This window comes from Micromonospora sp. PRAS1 (assembly GCF_059553435.1).
In genome coordinates, this window is the sequence record NZ_JCANNB010000022.1 from 1 (window position 1) to 23,014 (window position 23,014).

Sequence of the window (23,014 nt, forward strand, 5' to 3'; positions counted from 1 at the left end):
CGGCGACGTTCTTCATCAGTTCGGCGTTGACCCACGCGAGCAGGTGCCCGACCGTGTGCTGCGGGTCGCGCGGCCACGGGAACGGCGCGACCGCGTCGAGGTCGGCGTCGGTGAGCCGGTCCAGCACGGCGAGCCACTCCGCCCGCAGCTCGCGTAGCCAGCCGATCGTGGCCGCGCCGTCGCCGGGCCAGTGGACCTCGGTGCGGTCCCGGGGCGGTCGATCCTGGAGGTGGTCGGTGGCGACGCTCCACCACCAGCCGATGTGCCAGGTCAGCCAGGCGACCGTGGGCACCGGGACCGGATCGGGTTCGGTGTCGGCCCAGTCCGGCACCCACCGGCCGGCCGCGTCCGGGCGGACCGTCCAGGAGTGCCCGGCGGCCTCCCAGCGGAACTGGGCCGGCTGCAACCGGTCCAGGTGGTACTCGAACAAGGACCAGGTCAGCTCGAACTGCCAGCGCAGCAGCTCACGACGGGTGGCGGACATCGGAGGATCATCACACCCGCCCGTCGGCCGGGTCGATCGGTTAATCGCGGGCCCGCCGCAGCATTTCGTCGCCGGCCTGCACGTAGGACTCGAAGAGGTCGGTGACGTCGGTCAGCCGGCCGCGCGCCCGGTCGTCCTCGGCGAGCGTGACCCCGTTCCGTAGCACCCGGATGAGGGCCCGGGACCGTTCGTGGCTGGCGGCGAGGAGCTGCTCGAACCCGCCCGCCGCCTCGACGAGCAGGCGCCGGCTGCCGGGCTGCGGAATGGTGCGCGCGAGTCCCCATGAGACCAGTTCGCGTACCGAGGTGCTCACGGCGCCTTTGCTCAGCCCGAGCGTCACACCGAGCGCGTCGAGCGAGGTCGGAGCGGAATGCAGTAGCAGGTGTCCGTAGATCCGGCCGGTGCTGCGGGAGAGGTTCCAGGAGGCGAGCAGGTCACCCATCGCACCGATGAAGGCCGCCCGATCCTCGTCGGTGGTCACGACTCACCTCTCCCCGTCGGCGCCGCTGCTGCGTGCCCATCCGTCGAGGATGGCGACGAGAGCGCGGGTCGTCGCCTCCGGCGCGTCCAGGGTGACGACGTGTCCCGCGTCCGGGATCACCTGCTCGGCCACCCGCTCGGCGGCGGCCCAGCGCGGCATCGCCGTCGCGATGTTACCGGTGCGGTCCCGCTCGCCGCGGACAAGTCCAAGCGGCACGGGCGTGCGGTAGCCCGGTTCCGGGGCGACGAGCGCGGCCGTCGCCCGCCAGACGAGGGAGTGGCCGACCAGGACCGGGCGTTCCAGCGCGAGGTGGTCGAGCAGGGCCACGAGGTCGTCCAGGGCGGACGCCGCGTCGAACCGTACGCCCGGGGCGAGCGTGGAGGCGCCGTGACCGCGTAGGTCCCAGAGCACCACCCGGTGCCCGGCCGACCGCAGCGCCTCGGCCTGCGCGTCGAACATCCGGTGGTCCACCCCGGCACCGTGGGTGAACACCACCGGGGCGCGTCGCCCTCCGGTGTCGGCGTAGCGGAGTTCGCTACCCTTCCGGTCCAGCGCCCGATCCAGATTCGCCATATTCTGAATATAGCAAACTTGCTCGTCTCGAGGCTCTTTCGTCATCGACGAGCAAAGTTCGCGTGAGACATACGCAAGTATCGACGTGATGCGGGGCAAGGGTTAGGCTCCGAGTCCGTACAGTCTTCGATGCGAGGGGTGTCATGTCCCGTCGAACCGGCCGCCCCTCCCATCTGTCGACCTCGCCGGCCCGGTCGGGACGTCCTACGGCCCGGACCATCGCGGTGGGTGTGGTGGCGGCACTGGTCGTGGGCCTGCTCGGCGGGTTGGTCGGATATGCCGTGGGGCGGCCGGACGCGACCGAGTCCAGCATCGAAGAACTGCGGGAAGCGGACGCCAGGCGCGACGCGCAGCAGATCACCGAACTCACCGACATGTCCCGCCGGACCGGCGAGGAACTCGGCCCGATCCTGGTCGCCATCAGGCAGGACGTCGAGGCCGGGCGTACCCCCGAGGCGGCGCGGGTCGGCCAGTGGCAACAGACCATGCGCCAATTGACCGCCCAGTTCGCGGACCCGCCATCGGGGATGACCGCGACCAACGTCGCCCGTGGCGGGCTGCGCAGCGCGGTGGAACAGGCCGCCGTCGCCGTCGACATGATCGCCCTGGCCGCCGCCGGTCCCGCCGAGGGGCGAACGGAGCAACTGGCGCTGGCGGCGCGTCAGGCGGCGCTCGCCGCGACCGCCTGGTCGGTCGCCGCGACGCAACTCGACCAGATCAACGTCGATGCCGGCAACGGCCACCAGCACGTGCACCTCGACGGCGACGGCGCGGAGGGCGCCCTGACCCCGGACGGTGCGGCGGAGGGCTCGGGCGGCTGACCTGCCGTACTGCCGTACCCGACACCGAACGGCGGGAGCGGATAGCGGAACTCAGACGGCCACCACGAGCTTGCCGAAGGTCGGTCGGCGTACGAAGTCGGTGAGTGCCTGCACTGCGTCGTCGAGCCGATAGCGGCGGCCGATCGTCGGGGTCAGCTCGGCGACCTCCCGCATCCCGCCGAACCGTCCCGCCACGTCGAGCACCAGTTCGAAGAGCACGTCGTCGCGGTCGAGATACTCCGGCTTCGGCGGGGGCAGGGTGATGGTGTAGAGCCGGCCACCGGGACGCAGGGCCCGTCCGACCCGTTCGACGCGGTCGCTGGGCAGCACCAGGTTGAACGCCAGGTCCACCCCGCCGGGGTAGTCGTCGTGGTAGCCGATGACCTCGGTGGCGCCGAGGGCTTGCAGCCGCGCGGCGTCCTCCGGCCGCCCGGTGGCGATCACCGTCGCGCCGCGCAGCAGAGGTAGCAGGGTGGTGCCGACGCCGCCGCTGGCACCGACGACCAGGATGGTGTCGTCCGGCTGCGGAGCGGCGGTGGCGAGCAGGGCGCGACCGGTGAGGCCGACGGTGGGCAGCGCGGCGGCGTCGGCGATGTCCAGCCCGGCCGGTCGGTGCGCGATGAACGGAGTGTCCGCCTCGAAGACGGCGTACTCGGCGAGGGTGCCGGTGGTCAGGCTCGGCCGGCTGGTGCCGACGATCTCCCGCAGCGCGCGTGGCACGCCGTGCCCGAACACCTCGTCGCCGACCCGGTACGCGGTCACGCCGGCGCCGACCTCGCTTACGGTCCCGGCGAAGTCGTTGCCGGGCACGTGCGGGAAGACGAGGTCGATGGCACCCCGGAGCTCCCCGCCCGGCAGCCGTACGTCGAGCGGGTTGATCGACGCCGCGGCGATGCGTACCTGGAACTGTCCGGGGCCGGGCCGGGGGACCGGCACGTCGGCGAGGGTGAACCGCTCGGGTGGTCCGTAGCCGGTGGCGACCACAGCCTTCATCGCTGACCCTCCGCTGACTTCGTGCCGATGTCGGCCTCGCCCTTGAGCTTCCACGGCGCCTGCTAACCGGACCGCGCGGTCACGTTAACCCTGACCGGACCGCCCGGTCAACTTGTTACGGTGAGCCGGTGGAGAGCACCGACCGCCGGCTGCGCGCCGACGCCGCACGCAACCGGGCGTCGCTGCTGGCGGCGGCGGAGGCGGAGTTCGCCGAACGGGGTCTGGAGGCGTCGATCGCCGACATCGCCCGCCGGGCCGGCATCGGCAAGGGCACCGTGTTCCGCCATTTCCCGACCAAGGACGACCTGCTCGCCGCGGTGGTCCTCGACCGCGTCGACGGGCTCACCGCGCTGGCGCGCCGGCTGTCGGAGGCCACCGATCCGGGTGCCGCCCTGCTGGAGTTCCTCGACGCCGCCGCCGACCGGCAACAGCAACTGGACCTGTCCTTCCTGCGCGAGGCAGGCGAGGTCAACGCCCGGCTCAGCGATTCCCGGGCCGAGCTGTTCGAGCAGATCACCCTGCTGGTCGAACGCGCGCAGGCGGCGGGGGCGATCCGCGCCGACATCACCGGGACGGACGTGATCCTGCTGATGTGCGCGCCGAGCCACGTGGTCAGTTTCGTGCCGTCCGCCCCGCCGGGGCTCTGGCGTCGCTACCTGGCGATCATCTTCGACGGCCTCCGCCCGCACGGCGTACGCCCGCTGCCCGCGCCCCCGCCAGGGGCCGGAAGGATGGCCCGTTGAGTGGTCGAGCCAGCCTTTTCGGCACCGGCACCGGCACCGGCACCGGCACCGGCACCGGCACCGGCACCGGCACCGGCACCGGCACCGGCACCGGCACCGGCACCGGCACCGGCACCGACTGGCGTGGTGCCCGCCCGAGTGCCGCGTTGACAACGTGTGCGCAGGTGAGCATCATTCGCTCACCCACAAGGAATGCCAAGCCGACCCGCTCGCCTTCCCGTCGATCGAGCTATCGATGCAGCTCGGCCTGCCGAGCGGGAATTGCTCAGGATGGTCGTTGCGGGCGAGTGGCGATCCCTATTCACGCTCTGGAACATTGGTCGGCGGCACCCGGAGAGGAGCGCATCGGCGACATGACGGACAACGAGCGCATGCGCATCCGGTCCGTATTCGCCGCACCCGCGTGACCTGCGCGGGCGCTCCTTAGTTGAGCAGCTTTTCCGTGAGGTCCATCAAGCGTTCGGCGTTCTGCGGGTCGAGCGTGGGGAATCTGGGCGGAAGTCGCCTGTTCCGGTCGACGGCGGTCAGCGGGTCGGCTGGCGGCGCGTCCAGGAACTGGTGGATCGGAGCCACCGCATCCGCGACGGGGCGGGCCGCCACCGACACGGCCGCCAGCAGCCCGCGGACGATCAGCGGAAGCGGGCTGCGGTCGCCGCTCTTGGTGAAGCCGGGATGGTAGAGCACGTATCGGGCCCGGCTGCCGGACCGCTGGGCAAAGCCCACGCCGAGCAGGTCGTTGGCTCGACCGGCCTGTAGTTGTGCGGTGACGACCGAGTAGCCCGACGCCAGTTGCGGGTCGGCCCAGCGCACCCCGCCCTTGGTGACGCCGACGCCGGCGATGTTCACGATCACCGGCGCGGTCGCCCGGTCCAGAGCCGCACTCAGGCCAAAGCTGAGCAGATACCGACTGACGTAATAGAGCGCGAACGTGCGTTCCAGGCCCTCGGCGGTCACGATCCGACGCGGCGCCACGGCGTTGGCGAACAGCGCGAGCGCGTCCACGACCTGGTACTCGGTGAGGATGTGCTCGACGACCTGCCGCGTCTCGGCCACGCTGGACAGGTCGACGGGAAGGAAGGTGATGGCGCCGCCCGCCAGCGCCTCGCCGCGTTCGCGGTTGCGGCCGAGCACCAGCACCCGGTCACCGCGTTCGGCTCGTCCGAGGGCGAACGCACGCCCCATTCCGTTGGTGCCGCCACTGACCACCACGACTCCCATGTCGCCTCCACTACCGTTCTCTACTGACCGTGCTCATCCTGGGCGGAAGATCGGCGGAGGCGAAAGAAGGCACTTTGATGGCCACTAGTAACACCGGTGTGCGTACCTTGCTGGACAGCCACCGGTTGCCGAACCCCGTTCCGGCCGACGAGTACGAGTGTTGTCCGGCCACGGACGTGCTGCGGCGGGTGAGTGACAAGTGGACGCTGTTACTGATCACACTCCTCGGCCAGCAGCCGTACCGGTTCAACGAGTTGCACCGGACGGTGGAGGGCATCAGTCAGCGGATGCTCACCCGGACGCTGCGGACGTTGGAGAACGACGGACTGGTCGAACGGGAAGTTTTTCCGACGTCGCCGCCGAGCGTCGAGTACCGGCTGACGCCACTCGGTGTCAGCCTGCTGGAGCCGCTCTCCGCACTGGCCGGCTGGGCGGTCGACCACCACGCCGAGATCGCCGCGGCACGTCAGCGATCCACCTGAGACACCACCTGACAACCGTGACCACGAGCAACGGCCGCAGCACGTCCCGGTAGCCGGAGCCCAGCTCAGGAGCACCCTCGGGTGATTACGCGAAGGCTCTGGATCAATGTCTCCCGCCTTGTCGGCGCGCTCCGAGCGGCAGCGTGGGCCACGCCGCCAAGTCGTGTAGCAGCTGCCGGTCGTGGGTGGCGACGACGACCGCTGCCCGGGTCTCGATCAACGCGGCGGTGAGGTCGTCAACCAGGGGCGCCGACAGGTGGTTGGTGGGCTCGTCGAGGATCAGCAGATCGGGCCGCTCGGCCAGCCGCAGGGCCAGGTTCAGCCGGCGTTGCTGCCCCTGGGACATCCGCCCGACGGGAGTACGCAGGGCCTCCTTGTCGAGCAGGTTGGTCGCGGTAAGTGACACGAGGTCGCGGTCGCTGAGCTGCCCGGCGGAGCGGAGCCGGCCGAGGTGCTGGTCGTACAGTTCGCGGGCGAGCCGGCCCGGCGGCCACTCCGGTACCTCCTGCCCGAGGCGAGCGACGCGGGCCCGGGAGAGGTGGCGGACCTCCCCGGTCGACGGTTCGAGTTCCTGCGCCAGCATCGCCAGCAGGGTTGACTTGCCCGCGCCGTTGGGGCCCGTCACCAGCAGGCGATCCCCACCGTCCAGGGTGAGGGTGACCGGCTGGTGCAGGCGACCGGAGACCGTGACGTCGTGACAGCGCAGGATCGGCAGCCCCGGACGGGTGTCGAGCGCGGGCCAGCGCAGGGGCAGTGGCGGCTCGGGCACCGTGATCCGGTGCGCCTCGAGCGCTTCCTGCCGGCGGCGCAGCGCCTGGACGAGACCGGGGGCACGGGACTGGCGTTGGTGTTTGCCGTGTCCCTTCTCCGGCCGCCAGCCGGTGCTCAGCCGCCCCTGTGCCTCGTGCACCGCCTCGGCCAGCCGCTGGTGTTCGGCCTGTTGGGCCTCGAAGTCCCGCGCCCAGCGCTCGCGCTCCCGTACGCGCCCCTCCTGCCAGCCGGCATAGCCACCGGCGAACAGGCGTGGTCGTCCGTCCTGGCTGGGGTCGAGGTCCAGGAATTCCCGGGCCACGTCCTTGAGCAGGGCACGGTCGTGGGTCACGAGCACCACCCCGCCCGCGTGCTCGCGAAGCCGTGCGGTGAGGAACGCCAACGCGTCGGCGTCGAGATGGTTGGTCGGCTCGTCCAGCAGCAACAGGTCGTGGCGCGCCCCGAGCAGGCAGGCCAGCCGGACCCGGTAGCGCTGACCGACCGACAACGTCGACAGCGGGCGCGTACGGTCGGTGCAGGCGTCGAGCCCCGCCAACGCCACGTCGACGCGACGCTCCGCATCCCAGGCATCGAGTCGTACGGCGGCGTCGAGGGCGGCGGCGTACGCGTCGTCTGCGCCGTCCACTCCTTCAACCAGCGCGGTCGCGGCCTCCTCAAGCGCCCGCAGGGCGTGCTGGGACTCGCGGATCGCAGCCGCCACGAGGCTGCCCACCGTCTCGCCGCCGCGTGCCTCCAAGGCCTGCCGGGCGACACCGATCGTGCCGGTCCGCTGCACCGTGCCCTGGTCGGGCGCGATCAGGCCGGCCAGTACGTGCAGCAACGTCGTCTTGCCCCGGCCGTTCTCGCCGACGATGGCCAGTCGAGAACCGGCCGAGACGGTCACGCTGACGTCGGTGAGCACCACTCGACCACCCAGCACCACCCGCACGCCGTCGGCTCGAACGTGTGCCCGGCCGCCGGCCGGCAACCGGCTACCCCAGTTGAGGTCGGTGTCTTCGGTCAGGTGCTGCGATGGGGGCTGTTCAAGATTCTTCACTGTCTGCTCTCAGGCTCGTCATGGAGCCGGGCAGCACGAGAAGGCCGCCCGGCGGGGAACGCCAGGACGGCGGAACAGAGCTAGTTGAAGTCGGTAGACCCTGCCGCCGTCAGCGGCGGGACCAGAGCTTCATCGTGGCGACACCTGAGTGCATGCCCCAACCCTATACCTGGTACCGGGCCGCTGCCGGCCCGGTGCCCAGGTACGTCTGCCGGTAGGTCAGCTCGCCGTGCAGGTCGCGGTGGTTGTGCTGGTGGAACCGGCGGCGGAGCCGAGGAAGCCGAAGGTGGTGCTGGCGCCCGGGGCGAGCGTGCCGTTGTAGCTGACGTTGCGGGCGGTGACCGTCGATCCCTGGGCGGTGACCGTGGCGTTCCAGGCCTGGGTGATCGCCTGGCCGCTGGCCAGTGTCCAGGTCACCGTCCAACTGCTGATCGCCCGCGGGCCCGCGGTGACGCGTACCTCACCCTGGAAGCCGCCGGCCCACTGGTTGGTCACCGTGTACGTCGCGGTGCAGGCGGCGCTGTCCGGCGGTGGCGTGGTCGGCCCGGGCGGGGGAGTGGTGGGCGGGGGAGTGGTGGGCGGTGGCGCGGTCGGCGGCGGGGTGGTCGGCGGAGCGGTGGTCGGCGGGGGAGTTACGGTCCCGCCCCAACCGGCGGTCGAGTCCAGCCAGGCCGCCCGGCGCAGCATCCAGTCCCGCATGAACTGGACCTGCCCCTGCCAGGTCGACGCGGTGGGGGTGATGAAGGGCCCGATCATCCGGGTGCTCAGGTTGGGCCAGCGCTGGAAGTTGCGTTGCGCCGCGTTTGTCAACGGGGCGCTGAGGGCGTTGATCCGGGCCTGCAACGACGCGTCGGCGAGCGCGCCACGGCGCAGGGTCTGCCAGCGCAACCGGACCTGGTTGACGAAGGCCGGGTCCCGCAACAGCTGGTTGTACCAGTCGTTCGCCACCGGTTGGCGTCCCTGCTGGTACTGCCAGCCCGAGGTCTGGTCGTTGGCGAAGTAGCCGCCGACGCCGAAGCTCAGGTCGTAGTCCCAGAGCGGACCGGCGAAGATCTTGGTGTCCCGGTCCTTGTAGAAGTACGCGCTGCGGACGTAGGAGTCCATCTCCCGGCTCAGTTCGTTGATGATGAGCTGGTCGACGAAGGAGTCCACGTCGATATAGGCGCGATAGCCGGTCGTCGGGTCGGCGAAGTTCGACGCCCGTAACACGTTGTGGAACTCCTGGATGTGGTTGCGCAGCCAGTCCCGCTGTTCCGGCTGCAACGGCGAGGGGTCGGCGACCTCCAGGTAGTTCCAGCAACTCGCCGCCGGCCCGGTGCACGGCAGGGTCGGCTCCTCGGCGGCCATCCACTCGAACTTCCAGATGTAGCCACCGGTGATCCTCGGCAGCGTGCGGTCGTCCTCGCGGAGCTGCTTGAGGTCGAGGCGGTTCTTGGAGTTCTTGACCGTCTCAACGATCATGTAGACGCCCAGGTAGTCGTCGGCGCCGACCGGGCCCGCGTCGGTGTTGAGGTAGAACTCGGCGAACGCGTACCGGGGCGCGGGTAGGCCCATCTGCCGCCCGAGGTCGTAGACGAAGGCCTCCCGGATCAACGCCTTGTCGGTGAAGGGGCCCCGGAGCACCCAGTCGGCGTCGGCGGGCATGCCGAGCACCGGATAGTCGGCGTCGTCGTCCTCGTTGTCCCAGAACTCCAGCCGGTACGGCGTCTTCTCGAACGAGGACGACGACTGCCCGCGCAGCCGGAACCCGGCCCGGGTCGCCACGGTGGGGGCAGCGGCCAGCGAGGTGGTGCCACCGCCCGGCTCGAAGATCATTGTCGCGGCGTCGAAGTAGTCCCGGTCGGGTCGGCCGGCACCGTACGAGTCGATCAGGATCACCGGCAGGTCGTGGGCGGCGCTGGTGGTGCGGGCGACGTACATCGCCGTGCCGGGTGCTCCGGACGCCGTCTGCCCGACGAAGGCCTGCGCGCGTAGCTGCGTGGTCCGGGTCAACCGCAGCGGCGAGCCGGAGTAGAGCGGCGACTGTGCGGTGGGCAGCCGCCCGTCGGTGGTGTAGCGGATCTGGGCGCCGCTGACGGTGCTGCTCAGCGACACCGAAACCTCGCCGGAGAAGGTGCCGCTGGGCACGGAGAAGCGGATGTCACCGAGCAGATCGTCGGCGGCGGCCGCCGCCGCGACGGCGTCGGCCGTCGAGGTGGTGGTCGTGGTGAAGCCGGCGGTGCGCTCGGTGCCGGCGAGTGCTTCGGCGCCAGCTGGTGCCGGGGACGGGACGAGCAGCCCGGCGGCCAGCCCGGCGGCGGCCAGGACTGTCGCGGCGCGGAAGGTCGCGGTGCCGGTGCTGCGGACGGTCAGACGCACGATGCCTCCTGTGCGGAGCGAAGGGTGGTGCGGAACACCCGCTCGCCGTCGATCTCGAGCACCCGGGCGGACGCGACGAGCTGGTCCAGCAGGTGCGGCAGTTGGTCGAGCGGTACCACGTACTTGCGGTCGACCCTGGTCTGGAGCGCGGCCCGGTCGACGAGCTCGGCCAACCCGACGGCTGCCAGTTGGGCCAGGGACGAGGTGAACGCGGGCGAGTTCATCGGTGCGCTCCCGCCGGTGCCGGCCGGCTCGGGGTGGCCCTGGTGGTGCCCGGGCGCGTCGAGTACCGGACGTCGACCATTGTGGTCTCGTTGACCAGATCGAGGCGCTGCACGGTGACGACGTGCACCCGGGCGCCGAGCAACTGTTCCAGTTGGGCGACGAGCGCCACGTGATCGGTCACGGCGGAGTCGAGCACCAGGATCTGATGCCGGTAGTGGCGTAGCACCCGGGGATGGTCACCCAGGAACATCACCACCACGATAAGTCCCATCAGGGCGCCGCTGAGCCAGATCTCGGTGGTGCTCAGCGCGCCGAGGATGCCCAGGGCCAGGGCCGAGAAATAGTACGCGACCTCGTGCTGGTCGAGCTCCGTCGAGCGCAGTCGGATGATGGAGAGTACGCCGAACAGCGCCAGCCCCAGGCCGAGCCCCGCGCCGACGTTACTGGCGCTCAGGGCGCTCGCCACCGCCAGGACGCCGATGTTCACGCCCAGGTAGGCAACGACGAGATCGCGGCGGCGGTGTCGCGGAAAATAGAGCCCGAAGACGAGCAACGTCACCGCGCAGATGTCGGCGGCGAACAGCACGAGCTGGGACATCTTGTCTCTTCCTCCCGAGTCACTGCCGCGTCGGCCCGCGCCGTTCCGTGCTGCCCCGGCACGGACACCCGTGCTGCCCCGGCACGGATTGCGAACGGATGACCGAACGTTACCGAAAGTTCCGGTGAACTTGCGGGAACTGTTGCGGAAAATGGTACGGCTCGACATCGAGACAGGTCAATGCCGAGCTGCGGGTGTCAACGGGTCACCCATCGCGCGAGCAAGAGCTTGATCGCGTTTCGTCAGGCGGCTGACCGATCCGGATGGCGGACCCGGAAGTCTCCGGAAACCCTATGACACCTGAGGGCTCGCCGCCGTCACGCCCGTGCAGGACGAGGGGGGCCGACTGCCCGATGCCCGACCCGCTGTCGCCACCGGGCAGGTCCCGGCTGCCCGATCCCTTCCGGAAGCTGAACGGCAGCCGGATCTCGGCCGGGTCCGACTGGTGCTGCCGCCGGGCGGAGGTCAGGCAGCTTGCGTAGCGCTAGGTCTAAGTGCGACCGGCAATAGGCCGTCCGTGGTGTCTCGCCGCCGCCCCGCGTCGCTCACCGCCGCCCACAGCTCGGCCCACTGCCGGGCGGCCCGACGCCGGCACACCCTTCCGCGGTCCCTGTCGAGCTGAGCCGTCTACGCCATCACACGACGCAACGCCCACCGTCACCCCGCCGGCAAGCCGCGATCCGTCAATGCGCTCAGCTCGACAGGACCAACACCCGTACCCTGACCCGCCCTATTGCCGGTCACACTAAGTGAGCGTCCGAGAACTCGGTTGGGTGGATGTCACAAGGCGGTGAAGCGCGGCGTGTAGCGGGTCGGTATGAGGCGAGCTCCTGGTGGATCGGCGGTTGTCTAGGCCAGCCGTTCACCAGGAGCTCGTGGTGTCATTGTCGCCTGCGTGTGTCTGCTCGTCATGCCCGGCCCATCCGGTGGGCGTGCACCGTCGACCTGCGGGTTCTACCCGTCGTCATCGCTGACTGACGCCCAGTGGGCGATCATCGAGCCGTTGCTGCCGGCGCCGGGCAACACCGGCGGGCGGGGTGGGCGGCCGGAGAAACATTCCCGTCGTCTGATCCTGGACGCGATCTTCTACCTGGTGCGGGGCGGGATTGCGTGGCGGCAACTACCAGTCGGGTTCCCGCCACCGACCACTGTCTACGACCGGTTCCGCGTCTGGGCCAAGGCCGGCGTGTGGCAGGCCGTCCATGACGCGCTGCGCGACCTGGTCCGCGTGTACGAGGGCCGTGACCTGCAACCGACCGCGGCGATCATCGACTCCCAGCCGGTGCGCGGTGCGGACACCGTGCCCCGCACCCGTCGCGGCTACGACGCGGGCAAGAAGATCAACGGAACGAAACGGCACCTCGCCGTGGACACCGGCGGCCTGTTGCTGGCCGTGATCGTCACGATGGCCGCAAGGCAGGACCGCGACGCCGCCCACCGGCTACTGGCCCGACTCCGGGAACGCTTCACCACCATCACGCTGGTCTGGGCCGACGCCGGATACACCGGACGGTTGCTCGTCTGGGCCCGCACCGTCCTGCACCTGAGCGTCCAGATCGTCAAACGCAGCGTGATCCACATCGCCATGATCATGGTCATGTCACGCCGCCTCGCCCGCACCGGCAACTGGTAACCGGAGTTCCCGGACGCTCACTAAGGCGAGAAGCCGGCGAGGCCGCAGAGTGTCACCGGCGCGGTCTCGAACACGAGTGTCGCGATCGCCGCACGGTAGCTCCGGCCGCGACGAGCCCGCCTGGTCCCGGGTGCAATGCGGCGGTCTTCGTACCCCCGGGGTGGCTTCGGAAGTTGCGGTTTAACTTCCGGAAGTTATTGACGTGCGTGAAACATCGCTGCAATACTTCCGGCCAGAAAGGCCGATGTGATCCCTTTGTCAGGGATTCACGGGCATCACCCCTATCCCCCCGCACGTCCGGATTCATGCTGCCCGAACCGGGCCACCGGACCCGGAAGGAGCGTCAGATGCTTAAGGACTCTTCCCGAGCGCCGGGACGGCCGAGAGGACTGCGCGCGGCGCTCGTCCTGTCGGCCGTCGGCCTGCTGGCAGCGGCGGGTGCCGTGGCGCTGCCCGGCAACGCCAGCGCAGCGAGCACCCTGGGCGCCTCGGCGGCTGAGCGCGGTAGGTACTTCGGCACCGCCGTCGCGGTGAGCAGGCTCAACGACTCGGCGTACACGACCATCCTGAACCGCGAGTTCAACCAGGTCACCGCCGAGAACGAGATGAAGATCGACGCGCTTCAGCCGCAGCAGGGGCAGTTCAATTTCGCCAACGGCGACCGGCTCGTCCAGCACGCGCGCAGCCGGGGTATGCAGGTCCGGGGGCACACCCTGGCCTGGCACGCCCAGCAGCCCGGCTGGATGCAGAACATGTCCGGCACCACGCTGCGCAACGCGATGCTCAACCACGTGACCCAGGTCGCCACCCACTACCGTGGCCAGATCGCCTGGTGGGACGTGGTGAACGAGGCGTTCGCCGACGGTTCGAGCGGTGCCCGTCGCGACTCCAACCTCCAGCGCACCGGTAACGACTGGATCGAGGCGGCCTTCCGCGCCGCACGTCAGGCCGACCCGAACGCCCAGCTCTGCTACAACGACTACAACATCGACAACTGGAACGACGCCAAGACCCAGGCCGTCTACCGGATGGTCCAGGACTTCAAGAACCGTGGCGTGCCAATCGACTGCGTCGGCCTCCAGTCGCACTTCACCGGCGGCTCGAACTACCCGAGCAACTACCGCACCACGCTGTCGAGCTTCGCCGCGCTCGGCGTCGACGTGCACATCACCGAGCTGGACATCCGCAACGCGCCGGTCGACGCGTACCGCAACGTCGTCAACGACTGTCTCGCCGTCGCGCGCTGCAAGGGCATCACCGTCTGGGGCATCCGCGACTCCGACTCGTGGCGTGCCAGCGAGAACCCGCTGCTCTTCGACCGCAACGGCAACAAGAAGGCCGCCTACGACGCCGTACTGAACGCGTTGAACAGCGGCAGTGGCCCGAACCCCACGCCCACGGCCACCACCCCGCCGCCCACCGGCAACCCGACCACGCCGCCGCCCACCGGTGGCGGGTGCACCGCGACGATCACGCCCGGCCAGGTCTGGGGTGACCGCTACAACACCTCGGTGACGGTCAGCGGGGCCAGCACCTGGTCGGTGGTCGTCGTCATCACCGCGCCGCAGAAGATCTCCAGCACCTGGAGTGGCAACCCCACCTGGGACAGCAGCGGCAACGTGATGACGATGCGCTCCAACGGCAGCGGCAACACCTTCGGCTTCACCACGATGATGAATGGCAACTCCAGCGCCCGGCCGCAGATCCGATCCTGCACCGCAGGCTGACCCGACCCACCCCTTGCAGTCGGCCGTGCGCTCTCACCCGCACGGCCGACTCTCGTCTCCGCGATCATGCACTTTCCGCCCCCGCATAACGGACATTCCCCTCTTGTCGGCGACCGAAAGTGCAAGATCGACGGGGCGAGGGGGGTGGGGGACGGGTGGGGTGGGGGTTAGCGGTGCCAGGCGGACCAGAGGGTGGCGTAGCGGCCATTGGCGGCGACCAGCTCTGCCGGGGTGCCTAGTTCGACGATGCGGCCGTGCGACATCACGGCGATCCGGTCGCAGGCGTGCGCCTGGCTGAGCCGGTGCGCGACCACGATGGCCGTGCGCCCCTGGATCAGGGCTGCACTTGCCTGTTCGAGCTGCCGGGCGCCCGCGCTGCCGGCCTCGGCACTCGCCTCGTCGAGGACCACGATCGGCGGGTCGAGCAGGGCGACCCGGGCCAGCGCCACCTGTTGCGCCTGACCGGCGGTGAGCGGATGCTCGCCGTCGCCGACCCGGGTCGCCAGCCCGTCGGGCAGCGCGGTGACCCAGTCGGCGGCACCGACCAGCTTCAACGCGGCGTGCAGGTCCTCGTCGGACGCGTCGGGCGCGGCCAACCGGAGGTCGTCGGCGAGCGGCCCGGCGAAGACATGGACCTCCTGGGTGACGACACCGACGGTCCGGCGCAGCTCGGCCGGATGCAGTTCGTCGATCGGGCGGCCACCCAACCGCACCTCGCCGTCGGCGGCGGGAAAGACACCACCGAGGATGGCCGCGAGGGTCGTCTTGCCGGCCCCGCTCGCACCGACGATCGCCAACGACTCACCCTCGGCGATCTCGATCGAAACATCCTGTACGACCGGCGGGCCACCCGGATAGCGGTGCCCGACCGACGTAGCGGTGATGCCCGCCGGGCGCCACGGGGAGACCGGACCCGCCGGCCGAGCTGCGGGCACGTCGAGCCCGGCGATACCGACGAGCCGCGCGAGCGCGGCGCCGGCCGACTGGATGTCGTTGAACGAGATCAACAACATGCCGAGCGGCCCGAAGAGCCGGTGGAAGAGCAGGGCGGCGGCGGTGACGTCGCCGACCGTGCTGTCGCCCGCGCGGACCAGCAGGAAGCCGGTGAGCAGCACGGCGGTGAGCCCGATCGCCTCCGCGTAGTTCATCGTGTTGGCGAACCAGAGGAAGCCACGGACGGCACGCAGCCGCGCGACCACGGCATTCCGCGACGCCTCGTCCACCCGTCGGTTCTGGCGTTCCTGCATGCCGTACGCGTGCACCGTCCGGGCCCCGGTGAAGGTGGTGAGCATGCTCTGCGTACGGACCGCCGCGGCCTGCCGCTCGTCGGCGTAGAGCCGCTTCGCCTGGGGCACGAACCGGCGCAGACTCAGCACGTACACCGGGAAGACGACCAGGAACGCTGCGGCGATGCGCCAGTCGAGCGAGGCGAAACCGGCGAAGGTGATGACGACGGTGACCAGCGCGGTGAAGATTCCGGCCGCCAGTCGTACCGAGTCGGTCACCCGCTCCACGTCCTCGGTGACCCGGGAGGCGACGTCGCCCGCCCCGGCGCTCTCCAGCCGGGCCGCGTCCATCCGCAGCGCCCGGTCGAGCACCTCCTCACGGAGATCGGCGCAGGCCCGCATGCCCCACTCGGTGACCAGCCAGTTGGCGGTGCCGGTGAGCACTGCGGCGGCCAGGCCCGCGCCCAGGATCCAGGCCGAGGTGAGCAGCAGCGATTCGACTGTGTCGCCGGCCACCACCAGGTCGACGAGCCGACCGAGCAGGATCGGCACGACGACCGCCGCCACACTCGCAGCGGTCGCCGCCAGCACCGAGGTCCAGGCGAGCAGCGGATAGCGCCGCAGGGCACGCCAGAAGGCGGCGAGCGTCACCCGGCCGGTCGCCACCGGCAGGATCGTGGGGTCCGTGGTCATCGCAGCACCACTGGTCGGGGTCATCGCAGCACCACCTCCGCGTACGAGGAATCGGCTAGCAGTTCGCGATGACGTCCGGCGGCCGCCACCCGGCCGTCGCGGAGGAAGACGACGCGGTCGCAGCGGTCGAGCAGCGGTGCGCTGGTGGTGACCAGCACGGTCGAGCGACCGTCGCCCGTCCGGTAGGCGCGTATCCCGTCGGCGATGGCGTGCTCGGTGACCGCGTCGATCGCCGTGGTGGGGTCGCGGAAGACGGTGACCGGCCGGTCGGCCAGCAGCGCGCGGGCCAGGGCGATGCGCTGGCGCTGGCCACCGGAGAGGTTCAGTCCGTGGTCGACCAGGTCGCGGTCCAGACCGGCGGTGTCGGCGAGCACATCGTCGGCGGAGGCCGCCGTCAGGCCGGCGGTCAGCGCGGCGTCGTCGCGATCGTCGCCGGTCTGCAGCACCTCGCGCAGGGTCGCCCCGAACAGGTCGACCCCGTGCGGCTCGACCAGCACCGTTCGACGCAACGAGGCGAGCGCCAGCTCCCGCATCGGCGTACCGGCCAGCGTCACCTCGCCCTCCTCGGGCGCTCGCGCGCCGGAGAGCAGGTCGGTGACGTCGTCGGCGGTGCCGGCGTCGCCGGAGACGATGCCGACCAGCTCACCCGGGGCGACGGCGAGGTCGACGCCGGCCAGGTTCGGCGCGTGCACCGCGTCGAGGGCCAGTGTGCCGGGCTGGGCCGTCCGCGTCCCGGACAGCCCCTCCTCCGGGGCGGTGAGCACCTCGGCCACGCGGGCCGCGCTGGCGCGTGCCGTCGCCAACCGGAAGACGCAGTCGGCGAGATTGAGCACCGGATCGGTGATGAACGTGGCCAGCCCGACGATCGTGATGAGCTGCCCGACCGTGATCCGCCCCTCCAGCGCGAACCAGCCGGCCAGGGCGGCCACGGCGGTGACCAGCAGCCCGGTGGTGAAGGTGGACGCGCCGATGAACACGGCACCGGCCTTGACCGTGCCCACGCCGGCGCGCAGCGAGGTACGGCTGGCCGTACGGTAGCGGCGGGTGGCCTCGTCGACGCCACCGACGCCGCGCAGCGGTCGTAGCCCGCGCAGCAGGTCGGCCGCCGTGGCGGCGGCCCGGCCGACGGCCTCCTGCTGTGCTGCGGTACGGCGCCCCACGACCGGCCCGAGCGCGTTGAGCCCGAGCACCAGAATCGGCACGCCCACCACCAGCCCGAGTCCGAGCGACCAGTCGATCCGCAACAGCACGATCGTCGACACCGTCAGGCCGACGAGGGCGCTGACCCCCCGACTGCCCAGTTCGAGCAGGTCGGCGGTGCCCTGGGTGTCGGAGGTAGCGATCGAGAGCAACTCGCCGCTCTGGCGTCCGGTACGGATTCCCCGGCCACCGGCGACCCGCCGGACCACCCGCATCCGCAACTGGTGCGACTCCTCCGCCACCGCCCTGGAGAGGAACCAGAAGCCCGACCGCCAGCCCATGGTGAGCGCGGTGAACAGCGCGAAGATGCCCAGGACGGACCAGGCCATCGCGGAGGTCGACCCGGTGCCGACGGCCTGGTCGATCACCAGGCCGATCGCCACCGGGACGAGCGCCTCGCACACCTGGTGCAGGGACCAGAAGAGGGCGCAGAGGGAGGTGTCCCGACGCTGGCGCCAGAACATCTGGCCGATCAATCGCCCCGTGGATTGCCTCATGCGCCCGCCTCACGCTCGATAGTTAGGGCAGGCTAACCTGTCGTCCCCGCTCGATGCCATCCGCTGGCGCCGCGGCGACGTGGTCAGTCACCGTCGGGCGGCGTCGGCTGGTAGTCGAACCAGTCGAAGGCGGCGCTGCCCTCGGTGACGTAGAGGCCGAAGACCCGACCGGTGAAGCCGGAGGCGACCTCGGTGGAGAGGTAGCGGCCGTCGAGTTCGGCCAGGACGACCGGCCCGTCCGCCGTCGCCACCTCGAAACTGACCGTGTCGGAGGCGGCGGAGCGTACGCCGAAGGGGGCCCCGTCCGCCGTCACCTGGTCGGCGGCGGTCACCGTCGGTGGCAGCACGTCGGAGGTCCTGGTGGCGATCGTCAGCGCGACCGGCCCGGCCGGCACCGGCAGCTCGCCGAACACCTGGCGGAACGGTCCGACCCGGCCGACGACCCGCACGCTGCCGTCGGAGACCTCCAGGTCGTAGTGGTGTGCCTCGTCGATGCGCAGGGTCAACCCGGCCCGCCCGGCGCCGGGGTCGACGAGGACGCCGGCCCGGCAGTCGTGGTGCAGCTGCCGGTGGGCGACCATGGTCGCCCCGGCCCGGTCGAGGGTGTCGCCGACGGCGTGCAGGGTGAGCCAGCCCGGTCGCTCGGTGAGCGACCAGCTCGTCGCCGGCCGGTTTCGCAGCGAGACCCAGCCCGGCGCCAGCGTCGCGTCGTCGAAGTCGTCGCGGTGCCCACCGGGACCGGGGGCGGCGGCGAGCGCGGGCGGGCTGCCGGCGGGGGCGGCCATCACCTCCTCGACCGGGTCGACCAACGGCCAACCGTCCACCCACCGCACCGGCACCAGGAAGGTCTCCCGGCCGAGTACGTGGTACGGCGGCCAATGGCCCTTGGCGCGGATGCCGAGCAGCACCAGCCACCAGCTTCCGTCGACGGCCTGGACCAGGTCGGCGTGGCCGGTCGCCTGGATCGGCTGGTCGGTGCTGCGGTGGGTGAGGAACGGGTTGGCCGGTCCCGGCTCGAACGGACCGCGGATGTCGCGGGAGCGGGCGATGGAGACGGCGTGCCCGGTGTGCGTACCGCCCTCGGAGACCAGCAGGTACCACCATCCGTCGATCCGGTACAGGTGCGGGGCCTCCGGGTACTGCCCGCCGGTGCCGGACCACACCGGCACCGGACCTTCCAGGACCGTGCCGGCCAACGGATCGATCCGGTACGACTCCACTCCAGACACGGTCAGCCAGCAGTCGCCGTTGTCGTCCCAGGCCAACGACGGATCGACGTGCCGCAGCTCGAAGTAGACCGGATCCGACCACGGACCGGCCGGGTCGGTGGCGGTGACCAGCAGGTGTCGGCCGATGTTGACATTTGTGGTGACCATCCAGAACCGGCCGTCGTGGTACCGGATGGTCGGCGCGAAGATGCCGCCCGAGGCGTGCGTGTCCGGCGGCAGTTCGAGTTGGTTCGGGCGGTCGAGCACGTTGCCGATCTGCCGCCAGTTGACCAGGTCGCGGCTGTGGAAGATGGGTACGCCGGGGAAGTACTCGAAGCTGGAGCAGACCAGGTAGTAGTCCTCGCCCACCCGGCAGATGCTCGGATCGGGGTGGAAACCCGGGACGACGGGATTGCGGAAGGTGGCGGCGGAGTCCGTCATGCGGGTAGATCTTAGGGTGACGAGCCGATAACTCCAGGGCAGCGTTGCTGCCTGCCTGCCCGTCGGCGCTCGTTGACGGCCATCCGACGATTGTCGTACCTTCACAACGATACTTATCGATGATGGGCATGGCGGTCGAGCCGGCGTCGTGTCCGCCGGGCGGCTACTCGGGCACAGTCGCCGGGCGAGTTGGGCTGTTAGGCGGTCGGAACCTGCATCGATGCGTTGGCTGGCCGCCGCACGCGCCGCCGCCGACTGCCGCAGCCGTACGTGATCACGCCTGATCGGACGGACAGAACCGTCGTGAGTGAACGCGAACATCGGGGCAGCTTCGGCCGGCGGTCCGGACCGAAGGAGAGAGTAATGGCGAAAAGTAGACGCCTCGCCCTGTGTGCCGCCACGGCGGCCGTCACCGTTGTCACCGCCGCCGTCGGGGTGGCCGTCGCCCATGCCGCAGCGGTCGGCTGCGCCGTCCGGTACGCGGTCTCCGCTCAGTGGCAGGGCGGCTTCAACGCCGACGTGACCATCACCAACCTCGGTGACCCGTTGTCGTCCTGGCGGCTCGCCTGGTCGTACGGTGCGGGTCAACGGGTCACACAGGCGTGGAACGCGACCGTGACCCAGAGCGGTGTCCAGGTGACCGCGACCAACGTGTCGTACAACGGCGCGATCGGCACCAACGGGACCGCGAGCTTCGGCTTCAGCGGCTCGTGGACCGGCAGCAACCCGGTGCCCACCGCGTTCACGCTCAACGGGGTGACCTGCACCGGATCCAGCAACCCCGGCCCGACACCGACCCCGACGCCACCGCCAAGCAATTCACCGCCGGCCGGCGACTACCCGCCCTCCGGCCGGCTCTGCAACAGCAGCGACCTGATCGACATCGGCAAGTACTGGATCCCCAACAACCAGTGGGGCTCGACCGGCGCCACCGGCAGCCAGTGCATCTGGACCACCGGCGGATCGGGGGATCAGATCCGGTGGGGGACCAGCTACACCTGGAGCGGCAGCGCCAGCAGCGTCAAGTCGTACGCCGCCGCGATCCTCGGCTGGCACTGGGGTTGGCGGCGTCCGAACACCGGCCTGCCGGTGCAGATCTCGGCCAACCGCAACGTCAACACCTCCTGGCAGTTCAGCGTCACCGGCAGCGGCAACATGAACGTCGCGTACGACATGTGGTACCACCCGATGGCCAACCCGGGCTCGGCGGACCAGCCCACCGACGAGCTGATGATCTGGCTGTACCGTTCCAACGCCTACCCGGCCGGCAGCCGGCAGGGCACCGTCACCATCGCCGGCACCACCTGGGAGGTGTGGCGCGGCTATGTCGGCACCTGGAACGTCTACTCGTACGTGCGGACCAGCAACACCACAAATGCGACGCTCAACATCCGCGACTTCACAAATGACGTGGTCTCCCGGGGCTGGATGAGCAGCTCGAAGTATCTGACCAGCGTCCAAGCCGGACCGGAGATCTTCACCGGCAGCGGTGAGGTGGTCACCGGGTCCTACTCGGTCACCGTCGGATGACGCTCGTCAACACTCTTCAGGTCGGTGCCAACCAGGTCTGGCGCCTGCCGGCCTGACCCGGCCACCGCGTCGACGGCCACGGCGGCCCCGTCCTCGGATCGGACGGGGCCGCCGCAGCTGGTCGACTGTTCACCGGCGGTGATCGGCGGTCACCGGCCCCAGAGCCGCCAGGTCTGGTTGAGCGGGCTGCCCTGGCCCGCCGGGTTGCACGTCCACTGGTGGATCGGGGCGCGGGGCGCGGTGGAGATGGTGCTGACGTCCACGCACTTGTTGCTGTGTCGGGCCACGAGCTGGTAGTCGTGCGAGTCGTTGCCCGGATAGGTCACCTTGCGCAGGGTGAACTGCTGGTTGAGGCCGCTGTGGCAGCTCCACTGGTGCACGGCCGCACCGTCGGCGGTGGAGACACCACTGACGTCAAGGCACTTGCCGCTCTGCTGGTTCACCACCGTGAAGGTGTTCGCCACGCCGGCCACCGGCCGGAAGTTCCACAGCTGCTGGTCGCCGCCGTCGCAGTGGAACTGCTGCTGGACGTTGCCGTCACCGGTCGCCCGGTCGGTGTTGTCCAGGCACTGCTGGGAGTGCTGGGCCACCGCCACCGACTGGAAGCCGCCCTCGGCGGGCGGCAGCAGCGTCAGGGTGTACGTGTCGGTCTGGTTGGTGTAGGGCAGCGTGACCGTGGCGTTGTTGCCGCTCACGGTGACCACGTTTGACGAGACGGTGATCGGGCCCTGGACCGCGCCGCCGCCGTTGTTCGGGATCCGCTGCACCAGCACGCGCACCTGGTTGTTCTGCACGATGCCGCTGGTGGTGTCCAGCCGTTGCAGGTTGACGGTGAGGTTGCCGGTGGTCCGACCCCCGCCGATCAGGACCTTCGCCGTCCCGGCCGTCTTGGTGGCAAAGGCGTCGTACGACGGGCTCGGCGTGACCGAGACGATCTGCCCCGTCTGCGAGGCGTAGAAGCGGTAGACCCACCATTCGCCCTTGGGCTGGTGCTGCCCGGCCGAGTTGCGTACCAGCAGGTTGCCGAGGTCGTTGTGCAGGTTGCCGGCGCTGGCCCAGTTGGCCCGCAGTCCGTCCGCGCGGGCGCGTTCCAGCCGCGAGATGTACCACGCGCCGTCGGCGGGGTTCTGCTCGTCGGGCGCGGCGTACTCGTTGATCTGGTACGGGCGGGGGTGCGGGATGCCGCGCGGGTCGAGGGTGGCGTTGGCGGCGGCGACGTTTGCCACCGGGTCGCCGGGCAGCGAGTGCCAGCTGATGATGTCCGGCACGGTGTTGGTCGAGCGGACGAAGTCCAGGTACTGGTTCCAGAAGGTGTGGTTGGTCGACGGTACGCAGGCACAGCTCGGCCCGACGATTAGCTGGTTGGGGAACTCGGCCCGGATGCGCTGGTAGGTACGCCGCCACAGCTCGAAGTACTGGGAGATCGGGCGGTTCCAGAACAGGGTGATGTTGGGTTCGTTCCAGATGTCCCACTGCACGGTCAACCCGGCCGCGCGGACGTCGTTGATCACCCGGTTGAGGAAGTTGTCGTAGTCGGTCCAGTTGCCGTTGTCGCCGGGAAAGCGGGAGATAGCGGCACCGTCCGCACCCCACAGGTCGTGCGGCAGGAGGATGAACTCGCCACCGAGCGTGGCGGTGCGGCGGGCCTGGGCCAGGGTGGAGTTCCACCGGCGTTCGTAGTTTCCGCCGACCCAGCCGCTGCCGGGCAACTGTGCGCCACCGGCGCGCATGTACCGGAACTTGACGTCCCGGTAGAAGTGATCGGGCGGGCCGGCGGCGTTCTCGGTCATGCCGTAGATCCAGCCGGCCGCCCGGTACGTCGGCGTGCCACTGGTCACCGAGAAGTTCACGCTTATCGACTCGTCGGCGGCGCGGGCCGGTGTCGCGACCGCGCCGACGGCGGTCGCCGCCAGGGCACCGACCGTCAGTCGGGCGACGATGCGGCGGACGGGTCCTGGTCTGCTCGTGCGGGGGAGCTTCACGGGGGACTCCTTCGGGACGGAAGCGCGCTCCTGCCGGGTGCAGGGGTGTGGCGAACCGATTCGCTGGGAGCGTAGGAGTTGGCAGTGATGGATG

Annotated in this window: 20 protein-coding genes; 7 read left to right on the forward strand and 13 right to left on the reverse strand. The window is 70.4% G+C overall.

The window, feature by feature from the left end:
- The 3 genes from AC507J_RS20380 to AC507J_RS20390 form a co-directional block, all read right to left on the reverse strand.
- A partial coding sequence (locus AC507J_RS20380; RefSeq protein WP_496290762.1) for a DinB family protein occupies nt 1–484 on the reverse strand: 484 nt, incomplete at its 3' end.
- Between the two features lie 40 nt (nt 485–524).
- Nucleotides 525–965: a GbsR/MarR family transcriptional regulator gene (locus AC507J_RS20385; protein WP_496290763.1), complete on the reverse strand. Its 441-nt coding sequence runs from the start codon at nt 963–965 to the stop codon at nt 525–527.
- A gap of 3 nt (nt 966–968) precedes the next feature.
- Nucleotides 969–1,538, reverse strand: coding sequence for an alpha/beta fold hydrolase (locus AC507J_RS20390; RefSeq protein ID WP_496290764.1), 570 nt, complete (start codon nt 1,536–1,538; stop codon nt 969–971).
- Between the two features lie 143 nt (nt 1,539–1,681).
- Here AC507J_RS20390 and AC507J_RS20395 point away from each other — a divergent pair, with 143 nt between their 5' ends.
- Nucleotides 1,682–2,359 (forward strand): hypothetical protein, encoded by a 678-nt coding sequence (locus tag AC507J_RS20395; RefSeq protein ID WP_496290765.1) that lies wholly within the window; start codon nt 1,682–1,684, stop codon nt 2,357–2,359.
- Between the two features lie 51 nt (nt 2,360–2,410).
- Here AC507J_RS20395 and AC507J_RS20400 read toward each other — a convergent pair whose 3' ends face one another.
- Nucleotides 2,411–3,352: an NADP-dependent oxidoreductase gene (locus AC507J_RS20400; RefSeq protein WP_496290766.1), complete on the reverse strand. Its 942-nt coding sequence runs from the start codon at nt 3,350–3,352 to the stop codon at nt 2,411–2,413.
- A gap of 128 nt (nt 3,353–3,480) precedes the next feature.
- On the opposite strand from AC507J_RS20400, the gene AC507J_RS20405 reads away from it, so the two are divergent.
- Complete coding sequence (locus AC507J_RS20405) at nt 3,481–4,095, forward strand: TetR/AcrR family transcriptional regulator (protein ID WP_496290767.1); 615 nt, start codon at nt 3,481–3,483, stop codon at nt 4,093–4,095.
- Nucleotides 4,092–4,502, forward strand: a complete 411-nt coding sequence (locus AC507J_RS20410) for a hypothetical protein (protein WP_496290768.1) — start codon at nt 4,092–4,094, stop codon at nt 4,500–4,502. Before AC507J_RS20405 ends, AC507J_RS20410 begins: the two co-directional genes overlap by 4 nt.
- 16 nt (nt 4,503–4,518) lie before the next feature.
- Here AC507J_RS20410 and AC507J_RS20415 read toward each other — a convergent pair whose 3' ends face one another.
- A complete protein-coding gene (locus tag AC507J_RS20415) occupies nt 4,519–5,313 on the reverse strand; it encodes an SDR family NAD(P)-dependent oxidoreductase (RefSeq protein WP_496290769.1) in 795 nt (264 codons plus the stop codon).
- A 77-nt stretch (nt 5,314–5,390) separates the two neighbouring features.
- Here AC507J_RS20415 and AC507J_RS20420 point away from each other — a divergent pair, with 77 nt between their 5' ends.
- The gene (locus tag AC507J_RS20420; RefSeq protein WP_496290770.1) at nt 5,391–5,795 is read left to right on the forward strand and encodes a winged helix-turn-helix transcriptional regulator; all 405 of its coding nucleotides are present in this window, start codon (nt 5,391–5,393) and stop codon (nt 5,793–5,795) included.
- Nucleotides 5,796–5,898: 103 nt separating this feature from the next.
- On the opposite strand, the gene AC507J_RS20425 is transcribed toward AC507J_RS20420, so the two are convergent.
- The 4 genes from AC507J_RS20425 to AC507J_RS20440 all read right to left on the reverse strand — a co-directional run bounded on the left by AC507J_RS20425 (nt 5,899) and on the right by AC507J_RS20440 (nt 10,783).
- A complete protein-coding gene (locus tag AC507J_RS20425; RefSeq protein WP_496290771.1) occupies nt 5,899–7,602 on the reverse strand; it encodes an ABC-F family ATP-binding cassette domain-containing protein in 1,704 nt (567 codons plus the stop codon).
- 219 nt (nt 7,603–7,821) lie between these two features.
- Nucleotides 7,822–9,960, reverse strand: a complete 2,139-nt coding sequence (locus AC507J_RS20430) for a CotH kinase family protein (RefSeq protein WP_496290772.1) — start codon at nt 9,958–9,960, stop codon at nt 7,822–7,824.
- Nucleotides 9,951–10,184, reverse strand: a complete 234-nt coding sequence (locus AC507J_RS20435) for a hypothetical protein (RefSeq protein WP_496290773.1) — start codon at nt 10,182–10,184, stop codon at nt 9,951–9,953. Before AC507J_RS20435 ends, AC507J_RS20430 begins: the two co-directional genes overlap by 10 nt.
- Nucleotides 10,181–10,783 (reverse strand): DUF4956 domain-containing protein, encoded by a 603-nt coding sequence (locus AC507J_RS20440; RefSeq protein WP_496290774.1) that lies wholly within the window; start codon nt 10,781–10,783, stop codon nt 10,181–10,183. The genes AC507J_RS20435 and AC507J_RS20440 overlap by 4 nt, the downstream gene beginning before the upstream one ends.
- Before the next feature lie 895 nt (nt 10,784–11,678).
- On the opposite strand from AC507J_RS20440, the gene AC507J_RS20445 reads away from it, so the two are divergent.
- Together AC507J_RS20445 and AC507J_RS20450 are read left to right on the forward strand one after the other, a co-directional pair.
- Nucleotides 11,679–12,416 carry an IS5 family transposase gene (locus tag AC507J_RS20445; protein WP_496290775.1) on the forward strand — a complete coding sequence of 246 codons (738 nt, stop codon included), beginning with the start codon at nt 11,679–11,681 and terminating at the stop codon, nt 12,414–12,416.
- Between the two features lie 347 nt (nt 12,417–12,763).
- Nucleotides 12,764–14,143, forward strand: a complete 1,380-nt coding sequence (locus AC507J_RS20450; protein ID WP_496290776.1) for a glycoside hydrolase family 10 protein — start codon at nt 12,764–12,766, stop codon at nt 14,141–14,143.
- A gap of 167 nt (nt 14,144–14,310) precedes the next feature.
- Here the strand turns inward: AC507J_RS20450 and AC507J_RS20455 are convergent, their stop codons facing one another.
- The 3 genes from AC507J_RS20455 to AC507J_RS20465 all read right to left on the reverse strand — a co-directional run bounded on the left by AC507J_RS20455 (nt 14,311) and on the right by AC507J_RS20465 (nt 19,408).
- Nucleotides 14,311–16,062, reverse strand: a complete 1,752-nt coding sequence (locus AC507J_RS20455) for an ABC transporter ATP-binding protein (RefSeq protein WP_496290777.1) — start codon at nt 16,060–16,062, stop codon at nt 14,311–14,313.
- Between the two features lie 20 nt (nt 16,063–16,082).
- Nucleotides 16,083–17,759 (reverse strand): ABC transporter ATP-binding protein, encoded by a 1,677-nt coding sequence (locus AC507J_RS20460; protein ID WP_496290778.1) that lies wholly within the window; start codon nt 17,757–17,759, stop codon nt 16,083–16,085.
- Between the two features lie 83 nt (nt 17,760–17,842).
- On the reverse strand, nt 17,843–19,408 hold the full coding sequence (locus AC507J_RS20465; RefSeq protein ID WP_496290779.1) for a glycoside hydrolase family 43 protein: 1,566 nt from the start codon (nt 19,406–19,408) through the stop codon (nt 17,843–17,845).
- A gap of 363 nt (nt 19,409–19,771) precedes the next feature.
- Between AC507J_RS20465 and AC507J_RS20470 the strand changes: the two genes are divergently transcribed.
- Entirely contained in the window at nt 19,772–20,938 is a 1,167-nt protein-coding gene (locus AC507J_RS20470) for a glycoside hydrolase family 12 protein (protein WP_496290780.1), read from the forward strand.
- A gap of 149 nt (nt 20,939–21,087) precedes the next feature.
- Here the strand turns inward: AC507J_RS20470 and AC507J_RS20475 are convergent, their stop codons facing one another.
- A complete protein-coding gene (locus AC507J_RS20475) occupies nt 21,088–22,920 on the reverse strand; it encodes an RICIN domain-containing protein (protein ID WP_496290781.1) in 1,833 nt (610 codons plus the stop codon).
- Nucleotides 22,921–23,014 lie beyond the last annotated feature (94 nt).